16 protein-coding genes are annotated in these 16,250 nt (G+C 67.7%); 9 read left to right on the plus strand and 7 right to left on the minus strand.

Annotation, left to right across the window (positions count from 1 at the left end):
* Positions 1 to 38: 38 nt before the first annotated feature.
* The 9 genes from ACO227_RS13295 to ACO227_RS13335 all read left to right on the plus strand — a co-directional run bounded on the left by ACO227_RS13295 (position 39) and on the right by ACO227_RS13335 (position 9,533).
* A complete protein-coding gene (locus tag ACO227_RS13295; protein ID WP_423602302.1) occupies positions 39 to 1,565 on the plus strand; it encodes an acyl-CoA carboxylase subunit beta in 1,527 nt (508 codons plus the stop codon).
* On the plus strand, positions 1,562 to 1,822 hold the full coding sequence (locus tag ACO227_RS13300) for a hypothetical protein (RefSeq protein ID WP_423602303.1): 261 nt from the start codon (positions 1,562 to 1,564) through the stop codon (positions 1,820 to 1,822). Before ACO227_RS13295 ends, ACO227_RS13300 begins: the two co-directional genes overlap by 4 nt.
* Positions 1,819 to 2,241 carry a methylmalonyl-CoA epimerase gene (gene mce, locus ACO227_RS13305; protein WP_423602304.1) on the plus strand — a complete coding sequence of 141 codons (423 nt, stop codon included), beginning with the start codon at positions 1,819 to 1,821 and terminating at the stop codon, positions 2,239 to 2,241. Before ACO227_RS13300 ends, mce begins: the two co-directional genes overlap by 4 nt.
* Positions 2,238 to 3,017: an enoyl-CoA hydratase-related protein gene (locus ACO227_RS13310; RefSeq protein WP_423602305.1), complete on the plus strand. Its 780-nt coding sequence runs from the start codon at positions 2,238 to 2,240 to the stop codon at positions 3,015 to 3,017. The genes mce and ACO227_RS13310 overlap by 4 nt, the downstream gene beginning before the upstream one ends.
* Positions 3,014 to 5,152, plus strand: coding sequence for a methylmalonyl-CoA mutase (gene scpA / locus ACO227_RS13315; protein ID WP_423602306.1), 2,139 nt, complete (start codon positions 3,014 to 3,016; stop codon positions 5,150 to 5,152). Before ACO227_RS13310 ends, scpA begins: the two co-directional genes overlap by 4 nt.
* Positions 5,149 to 5,508: a hypothetical protein gene (locus ACO227_RS13320; RefSeq protein ID WP_423602307.1), complete on the plus strand. Its 360-nt coding sequence runs from the start codon at positions 5,149 to 5,151 to the stop codon at positions 5,506 to 5,508. Before scpA ends, ACO227_RS13320 begins: the two co-directional genes overlap by 4 nt.
* Positions 5,505 to 6,497, plus strand: coding sequence for a biotin synthase BioB (bioB, locus tag ACO227_RS13325; RefSeq protein WP_423602308.1), 993 nt, complete (start codon positions 5,505 to 5,507; stop codon positions 6,495 to 6,497). The genes ACO227_RS13320 and bioB overlap by 4 nt, the downstream gene beginning before the upstream one ends.
* 211 nt (positions 6,498 to 6,708) lie before the next feature.
* A complete protein-coding gene (locus ACO227_RS13330; RefSeq protein ID WP_423602309.1) occupies positions 6,709 to 7,515 on the plus strand; it encodes an alpha/beta hydrolase in 807 nt (268 codons plus the stop codon).
* Between the two features lie 8 nt (positions 7,516 to 7,523).
* Complete coding sequence (locus ACO227_RS13335) at positions 7,524 to 9,533, plus strand: biotin carboxylase N-terminal domain-containing protein (RefSeq protein WP_423602310.1); 2,010 nt, start codon at positions 7,524 to 7,526, stop codon at positions 9,531 to 9,533.
* 1 nt (position 9,534) lies between these two features.
* On the opposite strand, the gene ACO227_RS13340 is transcribed toward ACO227_RS13335, so the two are convergent.
* The 7 genes from ACO227_RS13340 to ACO227_RS13370 form a co-directional block, all read right to left on the minus strand.
* Positions 9,535 to 9,750 (minus strand): hypothetical protein, encoded by a 216-nt coding sequence (locus ACO227_RS13340; protein ID WP_423602311.1) that lies wholly within the window; start codon positions 9,748 to 9,750, stop codon positions 9,535 to 9,537.
* 64 nt (positions 9,751 to 9,814) lie between these two features.
* A complete protein-coding gene (locus tag ACO227_RS13345) occupies positions 9,815 to 11,071 on the minus strand; it encodes an N-succinylarginine dihydrolase (RefSeq protein ID WP_423602312.1) in 1,257 nt (418 codons plus the stop codon).
* On the minus strand, positions 11,058 to 12,068 hold the full coding sequence (locus ACO227_RS13350) for an arginine N-succinyltransferase (RefSeq protein WP_423602313.1): 1,011 nt from the start codon (positions 12,066 to 12,068) through the stop codon (positions 11,058 to 11,060). Before ACO227_RS13350 ends, ACO227_RS13345 begins: the two co-directional genes overlap by 14 nt.
* Positions 12,065 to 13,270, minus strand: a complete 1,206-nt coding sequence (locus ACO227_RS13355; protein ID WP_423602314.1) for a hydrolase — start codon at positions 13,268 to 13,270, stop codon at positions 12,065 to 12,067. Before ACO227_RS13355 ends, ACO227_RS13350 begins: the two co-directional genes overlap by 4 nt.
* Before the next feature lie 465 nt (positions 13,271 to 13,735).
* Positions 13,736 to 14,695 (minus strand): DUF481 domain-containing protein, encoded by a 960-nt coding sequence (locus ACO227_RS13360; protein ID WP_423602315.1) that lies wholly within the window; start codon positions 14,693 to 14,695, stop codon positions 13,736 to 13,738.
* Positions 14,696 to 14,733: 38 nt separating this feature from the next.
* Positions 14,734 to 15,234, minus strand: a complete 501-nt coding sequence (locus ACO227_RS13365) for an RNA pyrophosphohydrolase (RefSeq protein WP_423602316.1) — start codon at positions 15,232 to 15,234, stop codon at positions 14,734 to 14,736.
* Entirely contained in the window at positions 15,231 to 16,205 is a 975-nt protein-coding gene (locus ACO227_RS13370) for an alpha/beta hydrolase (RefSeq protein WP_423602317.1), read from the minus strand. The genes ACO227_RS13365 and ACO227_RS13370 overlap by 4 nt, the downstream gene beginning before the upstream one ends.
* Positions 16,206 to 16,250: the final 45 nt, after the last annotated feature.

Consider the following 16,250-nt stretch of genomic DNA (forward strand, 5'->3'; position numbering starts at 1 on the left):
CCGTGTCCTGTGAAGGCACCCGGCCAAGGAGCAGAATCATGTCTTCGACGATCGAGGAACTCGAGCGCCGCCGTGCCGCGGCGCGGCTGGGCGGCGGGCAGAAGCGCATCGACGCGCAGCACGCCAAGGGCAAGCTCACCGCGCGCGAGCGGGTCGAGGTGCTGCTCGACGAGGGATCGTTCGAGGAGCTCGACATGTATGTCGAGCATAACTGCGTGGACTTCGGCATGCCCGACCAGGTGGTGCCGGGCGACGGCGTGGTCACTGGATCGGGCACGATCAACGGCCGGCTGGTGTTCGTGTTCAGCCAGGACTTCACCGTGTTCGGCGGGTCGCTGTCCGAGCGGCATGCACAGAAGATCTGCAAGATCATGGACATGGCGATGAAGGTCGGCGCGCCCGTGATCGGCCTCAACGACAGCGGCGGCGCACGCATCCAGGAAGGCGTCGCCAGCCTCGCCGGCTATGCCGAGGTGTTCCAGCGCAACGTGCTGGCGAGCGGCGTGGTGCCGCAGCTTTCCCTGATCATGGGCCCCTGCGCCGGAGGTGCAGTCTACTCGCCCGCGATGACCGACTTCATCTTCATGGTGAAGGATAGCTCATACATGTTCGTCACCGGACCCGATGTAGTGAAGACCGTTACCAACGAGATCGTCACGCAGGAGGATTTGGGTGGAGCGGTGACGCATACCACGAAGTCGGGCGTCGCTGACGTCGCCTTTGACAACGACATCGAGGCGCTGCTCGCGGCGCGCGACTTCGTGGACTTCCTTCCCGCCAGCAACCGCGAGCCGGTGCCCGAGCGGCCGTGCGAGGATCCGTGGGACCGGATCGAGGACAGCCTCGACACGCTGATCCCGCCGAGCGCCAACCAGCCCTACGACATGCACGAGCTGATCCGGAAGACGGTCGACGAGGGCGACTTCTTCGAGCTGCAGCCGAGCCATGCCGGCAACATCATCATCGGCTTCGGCCGGATCGAGGGACGCACCGTCGGCATCGTCGCCAACCAGCCGATGGTGCTGGCGGGCGTGCTCGACATCAACTCGTCGAAGAAGGCGGCGCGGTTCGTGCGCTTCTGCGACGCGTTCGAGATCCCGATCGTCACCTTCGTCGACGTGCCGGGCTTCCTGCCGGGCGTGGGGCAGGAGCATAGCGGCATCATCAAGCATGGCGCCAAGTTGCTGTTCGCCTATGCCGAGGCGACGGTGCCCAAGATCACGGTGATCACGCGCAAGGCCTATGGCGGGGCGTATGACGTGATGGCGTCGAAGCACCTGCGCGGGGACTTGAACTATGCCTGGCCGACCGCCGAGATCGCGGTGATGGGGGCGAAGGGCGCGGTGGAGATCATCTTCCGCGGACGCACGCCCGAGGAGATCGCCGAGCGGACGGCGGAATATGAGGCGCGCTTCGCCAACCCGTTCGTCGCGGCGAGCAAGGGGTTCGTCGACGAGGTGATCATGCCGCACTCCACGCGGCGGCGGATCGCGCTAGGGCTGCGGAAGCTGAGGAACAAGAACCTCGAGAATCCGTGGAAGAAGCATGACAATATTCCGCTGTGAATGACCTGATCTCCGTATTCCTGGGTTGCCTTTTGGCGCTCGGCGCGGTGACCGCGCTGGTTCTGATTCGCGTACATGAAGCCGCAAAGTCGGGTGAACTGCGTTATTGGATGAAAGGGCGTTACGAGGAGCAGGTCATCCGTCGTCAAGACGACCCTGCCCGGTTCGAACTGGAGCTCAAGATATTGCGAGCAGTGCCTTGGTTCGGCTTTGGGGCGCTCGCACTGGCGATTGCGATGTTGGGATATTTCGTATGAAACTCGGCCGCCTCAACCATATCGGCGTTGCCACGCCCTCGATCGAGGCGTCGGTCGCCTTTTATCGCGACGTGATGGGCGCGGAGACGATCCACACGCCGTTCGACCTGCCCGCGCAGGGCGTGAAGGTGTGCTTCGTCGATACACCCAACACCCAGATCGAGCTGATCGAGCCGCTGGGCGCGGAGTCGCCGATCCATGGTTTTCTGGCGAAGAACCCGGCGGGCGGGCAGCATCATGTCTGCTATGAGGTGCCCGATATTCACGAGGCCAAGGCGTGGTTCGAGGCCAAGGGCGCGAAGGTGCTGGGCGAGCCGCGCATCGGGGCGCACGGGACGCTGATCTTCTTCGTACATCCGAAGGACATGGGTGGGGTGCTGACCGAGATCATGGAGACGCCGAAGGGAGAGGCGCATTGACCGACGAGACCGTCCTCTACGCACTCGACAACGGCGTCGCGACGCTGCGGCTCAATCGGCCGGACCGATTGAACGCGGTGACCGGCGAGATGCTCGATCTGATCCGCGCTTCGCTGCTGCGTGCGGTGAACGAGGGGGCGCGGGCGGTGCTTCTGACGGGCGAGGGGCGAGCCTTTTGCTCGGGCGCCGATCTGGTCGGGCGCGCGGATGGCGGGATGGTCGATCCCGCCGACAATCTCGAATTCCACTACAATCCGCTGGCCGAGACGCTGTCGAAACTGCCGATCCCGGTGGTCACGGCGGTCAACGGCCCGGCGGCGGGGGCAGGCGTGGGGATCGCGCTGGCGGGCGACATCGTGGTGATGGCGAAGTCGGCCTATCTGCTGCTCGCCTTCAGCAATATCGGGCTGGTGCCCGATTGCGGCGCGACCTGGCTGGTGGCGAAGTCGGCGGGACGCGCCAAGGCGCTGGAGATGGCGCTGCTCGGCGAGAAGATGAGCGCCGACGACGCGTTGGATTCGGGGCTGGTGGCGCGCGTGGTCGAGGACGACGCACTGCTGGCGACCGCTGGCGAAATCGCCGCGAAGCTCGCCGCCAAGCCGACGGTCGCGCTGGGGCTGATCCGCGCGCAGGTCAAGGCGGCGCTCAATTCGACGCTGTCCGAGACGCTGAGCATCGAGGCGCAGCACCAGCGGATCGCCGGAAAGACCGAGGATTTCAGGGAAGGTGTCATGGCGTTCATTCAGAAGCGGCCGCCGGAGTTCAAGGGCAAGTGACCGGCAAGCCGGATCTCGATGCGTGGAAGGCGCTGTCCGACAAGGAGGTGAAGGGCCGCGATCTCACCTGGCACACGCCGGAAGGGATCGACGTCAAGCCGCTCTACACCGCCGAGGACGTGACCGCCGATCCGGGGCTGCCGGGCTTCGCGCCGTTCACGCGCGGGGTGCGCGCATCGATGTATGCCGGCCGGCCATGGACGATCCGGCAATATGCGGGATTCTCGACCGCTGAGGAATCGAACGCCTTCTATCGCCGCAACCTTGCCGCGGGGCAGAAGGGGCTCAGCGTCGCCTTCGATCTCGCCACGCACCGCGGCTATGACAGCGATCATCCGCGCGTGCCGGGCGATGTCGGCAAGGCGGGCGTGGCGATCGACAGCGTCGAGGACATGAAGATTCTGTTCGACGGCATCCCGCTTGGCGAGATGTCGGTCTCCATGACGATGAACGGCGCGGTGATCCCGGTGCTCGCCTTCTTCATCGTCGCGGGCGAGGAGCAGGGCGTGCCGCAGGCGGCGCTCGACGGGACCATCCAGAACGACATCCTGAAGGAGTTCATGGTCCGCAACACCTATATCTACCCGCCCGAGCCGAGCATGCGGATCATCTCCGACATCTTCGCATATACCTCGGCCAACATGCCGAAATTCAACAGTATCTCGATTTCCGGCTATCACATGCAGGAGGCCGGGGCGACTCAGGTGCAGGAGCTCGCCTTCACCATCGCCGACGGCATGGAATATGTGAAATACGGGGTCGCGAGCGGCCTCGACATCGACAAGTTCGCCGGGCGGCTGTCGTTCTTCTTCGCGATCGGCATGAACTTCTTCATGGAAGTCGCCAAACTGCGCGCGGCGCGGGTGCTGTGGCATCGCGTGATGACCAGGCTGGGCGCGAAGGACGAGCGCTCGAAGATGTTGCGCACGCATTGCCAGACTTCGGGCGTGTCGCTGACCGAGCAGGACCCGTACAACAACGTCATCCGCACCACGATCGAGGCGATGGCGGCGATGCTGGGCGGGACGCAGAGCCTGCACACCAACGCGCTGGACGAGGCGATCGCGCTGCCCACCGACTTCTCCGCCCGGATCGCGCGCAACACGCAGATCGTGATCCAGGAAGAGACGGGGATGACCAAGGTCGTCGATCCGCTCGGCGGCTCCTACTATGTCGAGGCGCTGACGCAGGAGCTGGTCGACAAGGCGTGGGCGATCATCGAGCGCGTCGAGGCCGAGGGCGGGATGGCCAAGGCGGTCGCGGCAGGCTGGCCCAAGGCGATGATCGAGGAAGCCTCCGCCGCCACCGCCGCGCGGATCGACCGCGGCGAGCAGGTGATCGTCGGGGTCAACAAATACCGCAAGCCCGAGGAAGACCCGATCGACATCCTCGACGTCGACAATCACGCCGTGCGCGAGGCGCAGATCGAGCGGATCAGGAAGGTGAAGGCATCGCGCGACGAGGCGAAGTGCCAGGCTGCGCTGGATGCGCTGCGCGAGGGCGCGCGGGGCAGGGACAACCTCCTCGCGCTCGCGGTGGAGGCGGCGCGGCATCGCGCGACGCTGGGCGAGATCAGCCTGGCGATGGAGGACGTGTTCGGCCGCCATGGCACCGTGCCGACGCCGGTGAAGGGTATCTATGGCGGCGCCTATGCCGAGGATTCTCGCTGGGAGCGGCTGAAGGACGGCGTCGCCGCGACCGAGCGCCGGCTTGGCCGCAAGCTGCGCATGCTGGTCGCGAAGATGGGGCAGGACGGGCATGACCGCGGCGCCAATCTCGTCTCCTCGGCCTTTGGCGATCTCGGCTTCGACGTGGTGCCGGGGCCGTTGTTCCAGACACCGCAGGAAGCCGCCGAGCTGGCGATCGCGGAGAATGTCGACGTGGTGGGCTGCTCCAGCCTCGCGGCCGGGCACAAGACGCTGATCCCGCAGATGATCGGGCATCTCAAGGAGGCCGGGCGCGGCGACATCAAGGTGATCGCGGGTGGGGTGATCCCGGCGCAGGACTATCAATTCCTGCGCGACGCCGGGGTGCAGGCAATCTTCGGACCCGGAACGAACCTTGTAAATGCGGCCGCGGACGTGTTGACGCTCCTCGGGCATAACTTGCCGCCTGAGGAGGAAGCAGCCGAATGATCGACGAGAACGATCCCGGATGGGGGAGCACGGAGCTGCCGTTCGCGCGGGCCTATGACTATTTCAAGCACATGACCGGCGTGTCGCTGATCTCGATCGGCGGCGTCTTCGCGTTGCTGGACGGGGCCGGCGCCAAGTTCGATCCCCGCCGCGTCATCATCGTGCTCGGCGCGATCGGCCTCGCGGGCGTGATCAGCCTGCTCATGGCCGGCGCGCTCGCCTCGATCGAGGTCAAGCCCGTGCCGCAGGCCAAGACGGCCCGGCAGGTGCGCTACAGCCTGATCGCAGCGACCTTCTTCCTTGCCGCCGGCCTCGGCGCGTTCATTCAAACCTTTTCATCGGCGATCCTCAAATGACCCGCAACGACTGGACCCGCGACGAGATCGCGGCACTCTTCGACCTGTCTTTCCCGGAGCTGCTGTTCCGCGCGGCCGAGGTGCACCGCGCCCAGTTCGCGGCGGACGAGGTGCAGCTTTCCACCCTGCTCTCGATCAAGACCGGGGGCTGTCCGGAGGATTGCGGCTATTGCAACCAGTCGGCGCATGCCGAGACGGGCCTCAAGGCGACCAAGCTGATGGACGTGCGCGCGGTGCTGCAGGCGGCGGCGCAGGCCAAGGACAATGGCTCGTCGCGCTTCTGCATGGGTGCGGCGTGGCGCAATCCCAAGGACCGCGACATGCCCGCCATCGTCGAGATGGTGAAGGGCGTGCGCGGCATGGGCATGGAGACCTGCATGACGCTGGGCATGCTCAGCGAGACGCAGGCGGCAATGCTCGCCGATGCCGGGCTCGATTACTACAATCATAACATCGACACCTCGCCCGAACGCTATGGCGAGGTGATCACCACGCGCACCTTCGAGGACCGGCTCGAGACGCTCGAGCATGTGCGCGAGGCGGGGATCAACGTGTGCTGCGGCGGAATCGTCGGGATGGGCGAGACGCGCGCGGACCGGGTCGGCTTCATCCATGCGCTGGCGACGTTGCCGAAGCATCCCGAGAGCGTGCCGGTCAATGCGCTGGTGCCGGTCAAGGGCACGGTGCTGGGCGACATGCTGGCCGACACGCCGCTGGCGAAGATCGACGAGATCGAGTTCGTGCGGACGGTGGCGGTAGCGCGGATCACGATGCCCGAGAGCATGGTGCGGCTGAGTGCCGGGCGCGAGAGCATGAGCGATTCGACTCAGGCATTGTGCTTCATGGCCGGGGCCAACTCGATCTTCACCGGCGACAAGCTGCTCACCACCGGCAATGCCGGGGACGACAAGGACGCGGCGCTTTTCGCGCGGCTCGGGCTGCGCGCGATGCCGGGCGAGGTGAAGGTCGAGCTGGAGGCCGCGGAGTGATTCTGCAGATGACTGAACGGCCAGCGCTTCGACTGCTCGTCCGGGTCGTCTGCACGCTTGTTTGCATGGCGATTTCTCTTGCGATCTTGGCAGTTGGGCTACGATTCGCGTTCCATTCGCCACTCGATCAGCGGCTGACATTTCCGCTGGTCTGTCTCGCGTTCATCGCCGCGCTTGGCTGGCCCTATCTGCTTCGCCTCCGGAGAAAATAGTGCTGAGCAGAATCCTTGCCGCCGTGCTGCTTGCAGTGCTCCCGCTGCCTGTGCTGGCGCAACCGGCAGGCACGCCGATCATCATCGGCCAGTCCTATAAGCTCCAATCCACCACGATGGGCGTGGCGCGGACGATCAATATATGGCTGCCGCCGGGCTATGCGGAGGGAACGCAGCGCTATCCGGTGCTGTACCTGCTCGACGGCGGGATCGAACAGGATTTCCATCATATCTCGGGACTTGCGCAGCTCGGCACGATCGTCGGGACGACGCGCGATGTGATCGTGGTGGGGATCGAGACGATCGATCGGCGCAACGAGTTGGCCTTTCCGGTCGTGACCGATGCCAAGCTCAAGGCGGACTATCCGACCGCTGGCCAGTCCGAGCGTTTCCGTCGCTTCATCGCGGGCGAGGTGAAGCCGTGGGTCGAGAAGAATTACCGCACCAGCGGCGAGAATGCGTTGATCGGGGAATCGCTCGCCGGACTGTTTGTGGTCGAGACGATGCTGCGCGCGCCGAGGCTGTTCGACACCTGGATCGCGGTCAGTCCGAGCCTGTGGTGGGACAATGAGGCGCTGGTGAAGGCCGCGCCGTCGCTGCTGCCCAAGGCACGCGGACGGCTGTGGCTTACCGTCGCCAACGAGCGGGGGATGGGCGTCGCGCCCTTTGCTGCTTTGCTCAAGGACAAGGCGCCCGAAAGCCTCAAATGGATCTATGCGCCGCGTCCGGACGAGACTCACTCGACCATCTACCACGTCGCCACGCTCGCGGCGATCCGCCAGCTCTACCCGCAACCGAGCCAATAGGGGCCGCAATGTTCAAGAAGATCCTGGTCGCCAATCGCGGTGAGATCGCCTGCCGCGTGTTCCGCACCGCCAAGCGGATGGGGATCGCGACGGTCGCGGTCTATTCGGACGCCGATGCGCGCGCGCCGCATGTGCTGATGGCCGATGAGTCGGTGCGGCTGGGGCCGGCGCCGGCGGCGGAGAGCTATCTCAAGGCCGAGCTGATCCTCGCCGCGGCCAAGGCGACCGGGGCGGATGCGATCCATCCGGGCTATGGCTTCCTGTCCGAGCGCGAGAGCTTCGCCAGGGCGTGTGCCGAGGCGGGGATCGCGTTTGTCGGGCCACCGCCCAACGCTATCGCGGCGATGGGCGACAAGATCGAGTCCAAGAAGCTGGCCAAGGAAGCAGGGGTCAATGTCGTCCCCGGCTATCTGGGCGAGATCGCCGATACCGACGAGGCTGTCAGGATCGCTTCCGAGATCGGCTATCCGGTGATGATGAAGGCCTCGGCCGGCGGCGGCGGCAAGGGGATGCGGCTGGCGTACGGCGAGCAGGACGTGCGCGAGGGCTTCGAGGCGACCAAGCGCGAGGGGCTGGCGAGCTTCGGCGACGACCGCGTGTTCATCGAGAAGTTCATCGAGCAGCCGCGCCATATCGAGATCCAGGTGCTGGGCGACCAGCATGGCAACATCGTCTATCTCGGCGAGCGCGAATGCTCGATCCAGCGGCGCCACCAGAAGGTGGTCGAGGAGGCGCCGTCGCCGTTCGTGACGCCCGAGATGCGGCGCAAGATGGGCGAGCAGGCGGTCGCGCTGGCGCGGGCGGTGGGCTATTACAGCGCCGGGACGGTCGAGCTGATCGTTTCCGGCGCGGACAAGACTGGCGACGGTTTCTACTTCCTCGAGATGAACACCCGGCTGCAAGTCGAGCATCCGGTGACGGAGGCGATCACCGGGCTCGACCTGGTCGAGCAGATGATCCGCGTCGCGGCGGGCGAGGAGCTCGCCTTCGGGCAGGACGATGTGACGCTCACGGGCTGGGCGATCGAGAACCGCATCTATGCCGAGGACCCGTACCGCAGCTTCCTGCCCTCGACCGGGCGGCTGGTGCGCTATCGCCCGCCCGTGGCGCAGGACACGCCCTATGGCGAGGTCGGCGGCGACGGCTATGTCCGCGTCGACGATGGCGTCGCCGAGGGGGGCGAGGTCAGCATGTTCTATGACCCGATGATCGCCAAGCTGGTCACCTGGGGCGAGACGCGCGACGCGGCGGCGGATCTGCAGATCGCCGCGCTCGACCGGTTCGAGCTCGAGGTGCTGGGCAACAATATCGATTTCCTTTCGGCGCTGATGCAGCATCCGCGCTTCCGCGAGGGGGCACTGACGACGGGTTTCATCGCCGAGGAATATCCCGAGGGGTTTACGGGCGCGCCGGCCGATGCGGCGCTGGCCCGGCGGCTGGCAGCGATCGCGGCCGCGTTGAGCTGGCGGCAGGCCGAGCGCGCGTCGCTGATCTCGGGCCAGCTCGGCGCGATGCCGCTGACACCGTGCGACTGGGTTGTCCACATGGGCGCGATCGCGCACGAGGTGACGCTGGGCGACGGCGCAATCGTCGATGGCGAACTGATCGAAGGCAGCGTCGAGTGGAACCCGGGCGATCGGATCGCGGTGGCGCGCTCGGACGATGGCGAGCTGGCGGTGCGCGTGGCGAAGACGCGCACGGGCTGGGTGCTGACCACGCGCGGCGCGGCGCATCGCGTCGGGGTCTATCGCCCGCGCGTGGCCGAACTGGCGAAGCACATGATCGAGAAGATCCCGCCCGACATGAGCCGCTTCCTGCTCGCGCCCATGCCGGGGCTGCTGACGCGTGTCGAGGTCGCGGTGGGCGACAAGGTTGAGGCGGGGCAACCACTCGCTGTGGTCGAGGCGATGAAGATGGAGAACATCCTTCGCGCCGAGAAGTCGGGGACGGTCAAGGCGGTCAATTTCGGCGCGGGCGAGAGCCTGGCCGTGGACGCTGCGATCCTCGAGTTCGAATAGCTCAGTCGAGGCCGGCGTCGAGCGAGTCGAGGATCCGCGCACCGGCCATGAACACCGCGATCGGGCAGGCGGCGAACAGCAGCCATCCGCCGGCGCCGGGATACTGCTCGAGATAGTGCATGCCGCGGTCGACCGCGCCGACGCCGAGCGCGTAGATCACCATGAACGCCTCGAAGCGGGTCTTGATCATGAACAGGCGTTTGAGGCGCGACCACATACCGACGTTAACGCAAGAACCGGACCAGCGGCGGAAAAGGCCGGTTTCGCGTTAACGGACATGGTTACCTGTCAATTAATTCGACAGTTCCGAGCAGGTCGAGCAGCGCGCAGCGAGCGGCCTCGATGCGGGCGATCAAGGCGGGGTCGCCGATCTCGTCCTGCGCGATCGTCTCGGGCCAGTGCGCCTCGATCAGCGCGGCGATGCGGTCGAGCTTCGCATCGTCGACCAGGAAGCGCGGGTCGACCGTGGCGGGATCGGCGACGACGCGCAGGCGCAGGCAGGCGGGGCCGCCGCCATTGGCCATCGACTGGCGGACATCGACCACTTCGAGATGCCGGATCGGACCGTTGCCGGCGACATGCGCTTGCAACCAGTTCCACACGCTGGGCGTGGCGCGCGCCTCGGTCGGGAGGATCAAGGCGGTCTCGCCCGAGGGCAGCGTCACGAGCTGGGCGTTGAAGAGGTAGGAGGCGATCGCGTCGGCGAGGCTGACCGCGGCGGCCGGCACCTCGACGATCTCGACCTCGGGCATCAGGCGGCGGAGGCCGGCGTAGAAGCTTTCCTCGTCGGCGAAGGCGTGCTCGTGGGCGAACAGCACGCGGCCATTGGCGACCGCGACGACGTCGTTGTGGAAGGCGCCGGCGGCGATCGCTTCCTCGGACTGCTGGACGAACAGGGTGCGGGCCGGGTCGAGGCCGTGGCGGCGGGCGACGGCTTCGCTCGCCTCGCGGTGCTGGCGGGCGGGGAAGGGACCGCCGGAGATACCGTAGACGAACACCTCGACACCGGGCGCGTCGTGTTCCGGGGCGAGACGCATATGGTTGGCCGCGCCCTCGTCGCCGAACGGGGCGGGGACCGGGCCGTGGACGCGGAAGGCGTCGTGCGCGAAGGCGAGGCGGAGTTGCGCCAGCGTCTCGGGCCATTCGTGGCTGCGGTGCGGCATCGTCACGAGGTTGGCGACCGAGAGGTGGCAGCGGCCGTCTTCGGTGTCGGAGGCGGGGGAGACCGTCGCGGCGTTGGCGGCCCACATCGCCGAGGCGGACAGCGCCTGTGCCTGCAGGTGCGGCGCGGCGTCGGCGTAGCTGGTCGCGAGCGTCTCCAGCCAGCGATGGTCGGGGCGGGCATGTGGGAGCAGGATACCTTGGCGCAGCCCGAGCGACAGGTTGGCGCGCATCTTGGCGATGCCCTGCAGCGCGGCCGCCCGTGGCAGCGACACCGCGCCCTGGTTGCGCGTCGCGGCGAGGTTGCCCGGGCTGAGGCCGGCATAGTTGTGGCTCGGGCCGATGATGCCGTCGAAGTTGATCTCAACGCGGGGCATGGCGGACTTCCTGGCCCGGCTCGACGCCCAGCACCGCCGATGCGGCCTGATCGAGCGTCACGCCGCCATCGGTCAGTCCGACCCGCCCGTGGCAGGCGCGGAACGCGCCGAGCTGGCCGCAGGCGACGATGCTGGCCGTGCCGCCCTCAGCAAGGCCGGCGACCTTGTCGGTACGCGAGTCGCGGACCGTCGCCACCTGGTCGATCCGCGCGGTCATGGTCGGGCCGCCGTCGAAGATGTCGATGTAATTCTCGAACGCGAAGCCTTCGGTTTCGAGCATCCGCATCGCGGCGCGGCCCGAGGGGTGGGGCAGGCCGATCACGCTGCGTGCGTGCTCGGTGAGCATCGCGGTGTAGATCGGGTGCTTGGGCATCAGGTCGGCGATGAACTGGTTGCCGTGGATCGCGTTGAATTCGTCGGCCTGCTGGAAGTTCATGCCGAAGAAACGGCCGGCGACGCCGTCCCAGAAGGGCGAGCCGCCGGCCTCGTCGATCACGCCGCGCAGCTCGGCGAGGATGCGGTCGGCGAAGCGGGCGCGGTGCATCGCGATAAACAGATAGCGGCTGCGGGCGAGCAGCATGCCGAGGCCGCCGGCGCGCTCGCCGGGGTGGAGGAACAGGCCGCCGACCTCGCTGCACCCTTCGAGGTCGTTGACCAGGCTCAATATCTCGGCACGGAAGGTGCGTTCGAGCGCCTCGCTGTGCTTGGTCTCGGTGCCGATGCGGTAGCTGTAGAAGGGCCAGCGCTGGCCGACCTGGGTGAAGATCTGGCAGGTGCCGCGGACCTCGCAGGTCTCGGTGTTCTCGAGCACCAGCACGAACAGCTCGTCCTTGAGCGAGTCGTCGGTGCGGGCGAAGGCGGTGGCGCTGCGCTCGAGCTTGGCGCGCAGCGCGGGCTTTTCGGGCGGCAGGTTGGTGAAGCCGCCGCCGGTGAGCTTGGCCATCTCGTAGAGCGGCTGGAGGTCGTCCTCGCGCGCCGGGCGGATCAGGAAGCTCATACGCGGCCCCGCTCGATGATGCGCAGGATGGTGAGGGCGGAGAGCGCGGCGCGCTCGGGCAGGCTTTCGGGGATCAGAAATTCCTCCGCACTGTGGATCGCGCCGCCGCGGGCGCCCATGGTGTCGACCACGGGCACGCCGCAGGCGGCGATGTTGTTGCCGTCGCACACCCCGCCGGTGGCCTTCCACGCAACGGGGATATCGAGATCGGCGCCGGCCTGCTTGACCAACCCGAACAGGCGTTCGGCAGCGGGGTCGAGCGGCTTGGGCGGGCGGTTGAAGCCGCCATGGACATGGACATGCACGTCGTGCGCGGCGGCGACCTCGGCGGCGGCGGTCTCGACCAGGGCGGCGGCGCGGGCGATCGCTTCGGCCGAGGCGGGGCGGAAGTTGACACGCAGGATCGCGAGATCGGGCACGACATTGTTGGGACCGCCGCCCTCGATCCGGGCGGGGTTAACGGCGAGGCCGTCGCCCTTGCCCGCGGCGAGACGCAGCGCCAAGTCGGCGGCGGCGACGATCGCGTTGCGGCCCTCCTCGGGGTTGCGCCCCGCATGCGCGCTGCGACCGCGGACCACGATCGAGAAATTGCCGGTACCGCCGCGCGCGCCGGCAAGCGTGCCGTCGGGCAAGGCGGGCTCGTAGGTGAGCGCGGCGACCTTGCCCTTCGCGGCCGCGGCGATCAGCGCGGCGGAGGCGAAGGAGCCGGTCTCCTCGTCCGAGTTGATCACCACCTCATAGCCGAAGCCTTCGGCGGCGGGCGTGGCCTCGACCGCGCGGAGGGCGGCGAGCATCAGCGACAGGCCCGCCTTCATGTCCGCGGCGCCGGGGGCGTTGAGGCGGCCGTCGGGGAGCCAGGCCGCGGTCTGGAAGGGATGATCGGCGGGGAACACCGTGTCCATATGGCCGGTGAACAGCATCTGGACGGGCGCTTGCGGACGGACGCGCAGGTGCAGGTGGCGGCCATGCGCGAGGGGGAGGACGTCGCCCTTGCCATCGACCGTCTCGACCGGGGCGGGATCGACCAGGGCCAGCTCGCCGGGAAGCGCGGCGAAGGCGCTGGCGAGCATCTCGGCCATCGTCGCGAGGCCGGGGAGGTTGCGGGTGCCGCTGTTGACCGCGACCCAGCGCTCGACCTGGGCCAGCATCGGCGCCGCGCGGACATGCTCGATCGCGGCGATTTCGATTGCGGAAAGGCCCATGGGCGGGAGGTGTATCGGCACATTCGCGGCGGGTGAACCCCCGGCGGATGAAAAGTATCGAACGATACCTGTTTTGCGGATGACTCGCCCGGAAAGTCCCAAAAGTCACCACTGTCACGCGTGCGGGAGGATGCGGTGCAGGTTGACGAAGTTGACACATTTGACGGCTTGTCGCGTGCGGGTGTCAGGCTGCGAGATCGACGAGGTCAAAGAGCGGCCGGGCCTGCCGGCACGGGATAGGAGCAGGCGGAATCCAACATTGCAACGACTGGGAATGGATGGCTGCCAACGATTCCATTGCGGCCGTTCGTGAAACGATGCAGTTCCTCGGCTGTGGGAACAGAAGCTTACAATGTGCTGGCCATGTAAGCTGACCACCCAATCGCGGCCGTCAGGAAGAAGCTTGGCCCCGGGTCGAGCCCGGGGTGACGTAGGGAGCGATGAGTTTTGGCCGGATGACTGTCTTTAGAAGTCGACCAGCAGCGACGCCCGGCTGGTCGTATCCGTCGTCTTGCGCCCAAGGGGCGGCATGCTCTCGTAATTCACCGCGTAGGACATCTGCGCGGAGAAGGGGCCGAACAGCTTGGCGCGCAGCGCGGTCTTGCCGGTGATCGTGCTGTTCGAGCTCTGGAGATAGGCGGCCGCGTCCTGGCTGAAGGTGATGGTGGGCGACAGCCGCCAGTCGAAGTCGAGCTTGCCGCGCGCGGCGAGCTGGCTCTCGACGGTGTCGTCGGTGAGATCGGTGTGGCGGAAGGCCGGGCCGAGCTCGACGTCGAGCCGCAGGCCGCCATTGTCGAGCGCGGTATAGCCCGCCCCCGCCGACAGCGAGTAACGCTGGTTGAAGCCGGCGAAGCGGTCGCTCTCGAACATCGCCGCGCCATAGATATAGGCGCGGTCCTCGACCTTGTAGTTGAGGTCGTAGGCGGCGATGTAGCGCTCCTGCGCGGTCCGCCCGAGGCTTTCCTGATAGTCGGCCTGGAGCCGCAATTTCTGGCGCCACAGGAAGCCGTCGCGCTTGAGGTCGAGCACGCCGGTGAGGCCCACCGTCTCCGAGTTACCGGTGTTGATGTAGCCGCCGAGTTCGGCGCGGCCCTTGACCAGATCGAGGAAGCGCGCCTCGCGCAGGCGGCGTTGCGCGGCCTCGCGGCGCTCGTCCCTCCAGTTGCCGGCGGCGCGCTGGACCAGCTCGGCGCTCGGCCGGTCGCCGGCCTTGGCATATTTGGCGATGGCGTTGACCGCCGCCTCGTCGCCCGCGCGCATCGCGGCGTCGAGCATCGCCTTGATCGCCGGGGGCACCTCGGGCGGCGCCTCCTCTTCCTGTTCCTTCTTCTCGGAAGACGCCGCGTCCTGCGCCGCCAGGGCGGTCCCGGGCAGCAGCGAAGCGAGGAGCAGCGGGGCGAGCGGGGGGAGGATCGGCCGGCGCATGCTCGTCCTGTTAATTCCGCAATGCGGCAAAATCGAGATCAGGCTGCGGGTTGGGCCGGCAGGCCGAGCGGCTCGGCGAAGATCTCGAGCAGCCGGGCGTAGAGCTCGCGCTTGAACGGGACGATCACGTGCGGGAGCTCGGCCGGATCGATCCAGCGCCAGGCGCGGAACTCGGGCTCGGCGGTGCCGATGTCGATCGCCTCGTCGCCCGCAGTCAGGCGGAACAGGAACCAGCGCTGGCGCTGGCCGCGCCACTTGCCTTTCCACACCTTGCCGAGGAGGTCGTCGGGGAGGTCGTATTGCAGCTCCTCGTCGGCCGCGGCGACCAGCTCGACATGCGCGCGGGCGACGCCGGTCTCCTCCCACAATTCGCGATAGGCGGCGTCGAGCGCGTCCTCGCCGGGGTCGATCCCGCCCTGCGGCATCTGCCACGCCTCGAGCGTCGAATCGAGGCGCTGGCCGACGAAGACGAGGCCGTCGCGGTTGACGAGCATCACCCCGGCGCAGGGGCGGTAGGGCAGGGTGTCGCGATCGATCATGCCGCGGCCTGCAGCATCACGCGATTGGCCTCGGCCTCGACCAGCACGTCCTTGAACGCGGCGAGCATGCCGGCGACGTCGCCCTGGGCGGAGGGGATCGCCTTGCGCAGCGTGATGAAGCCGTGGATGTTGCCGACCGCCTCGCGGAACACCACCGGCACGCCGGCGGCGATCAGCGCGGCGGCATAGGCGCGGCCCTGGTCGCGGATCGGATCGAGGCTCGCGGTGACGATCACCGCAGGCGGCAGCCCGGCGAGCGACGGCCCGCGCATCGGCGTGCAGCGCGGGTGGCCGGTGTCGGCGGCATAGCAATCGGCGAACCACATCATGCCCTTGCGGGTCAGGAAATAGCCCTCGCCAAAAGCGTCTAGCGAGGGATGGTCGGTGCCGAGATCGGTGGCGGGGTAAATGAGCAGCTGGGCGATCACGGGTGCGGCGGCGGGCTTGTCGCGCAGGTCGATCGCGGCGACCGCCGACAGCTGCCCGCCCGCGCTGTCTCCCGCGAGCGCGATCGAGGTGACGGCGCGGCCGAGCTCGGCGGGGCTCGAGGCGACCCAGCGCGCGGCGGCTTCGGCATCGTCCGACGCGGCGGGCCAGCGCGCCTCGGGGGCGAGGCGATAGTCGACCGAGACGACGGGCAGGTCGAGCGTGCGCGCCATCTCGGCGGCGATCGAGGCGTGGGTGTCGACGTCGCCGATCACGAAGCCGCCGCCGTGGAAGAAGACCAGCGCCGGGCCGGGCTCGCGCGTGGCGCGCGGGTCGAACAGGCGGGCGGAGAGGGTGCCAGCGGGGCCGGGGATGGCGAGGTCGCGGACCACGGCGAGCTCGCCGGCGGGCAGGTCGACCAGCCCGGTCATCGCCCGATACTGATCGCGATAGGCGGGCGCCTGGGGTGGCCATTCGCCCTCCGGCATCGCCGCGAGCATGTCGAGAAAGGCGCGGACGTCGGGGCGCACGAACGGTTCGGCCAAGGCATCGTCTCCTATATAATGGCGCCGTTCTAGGCGAGCCATCAA

The sequence above is a fragment of the Sphingomonas sp. MS122 genome (genome assembly GCF_049532975.1).
Taxonomy (GTDB): domain Bacteria; phylum Pseudomonadota; class Alphaproteobacteria; order Sphingomonadales; family Sphingomonadaceae; genus Sphingomonas.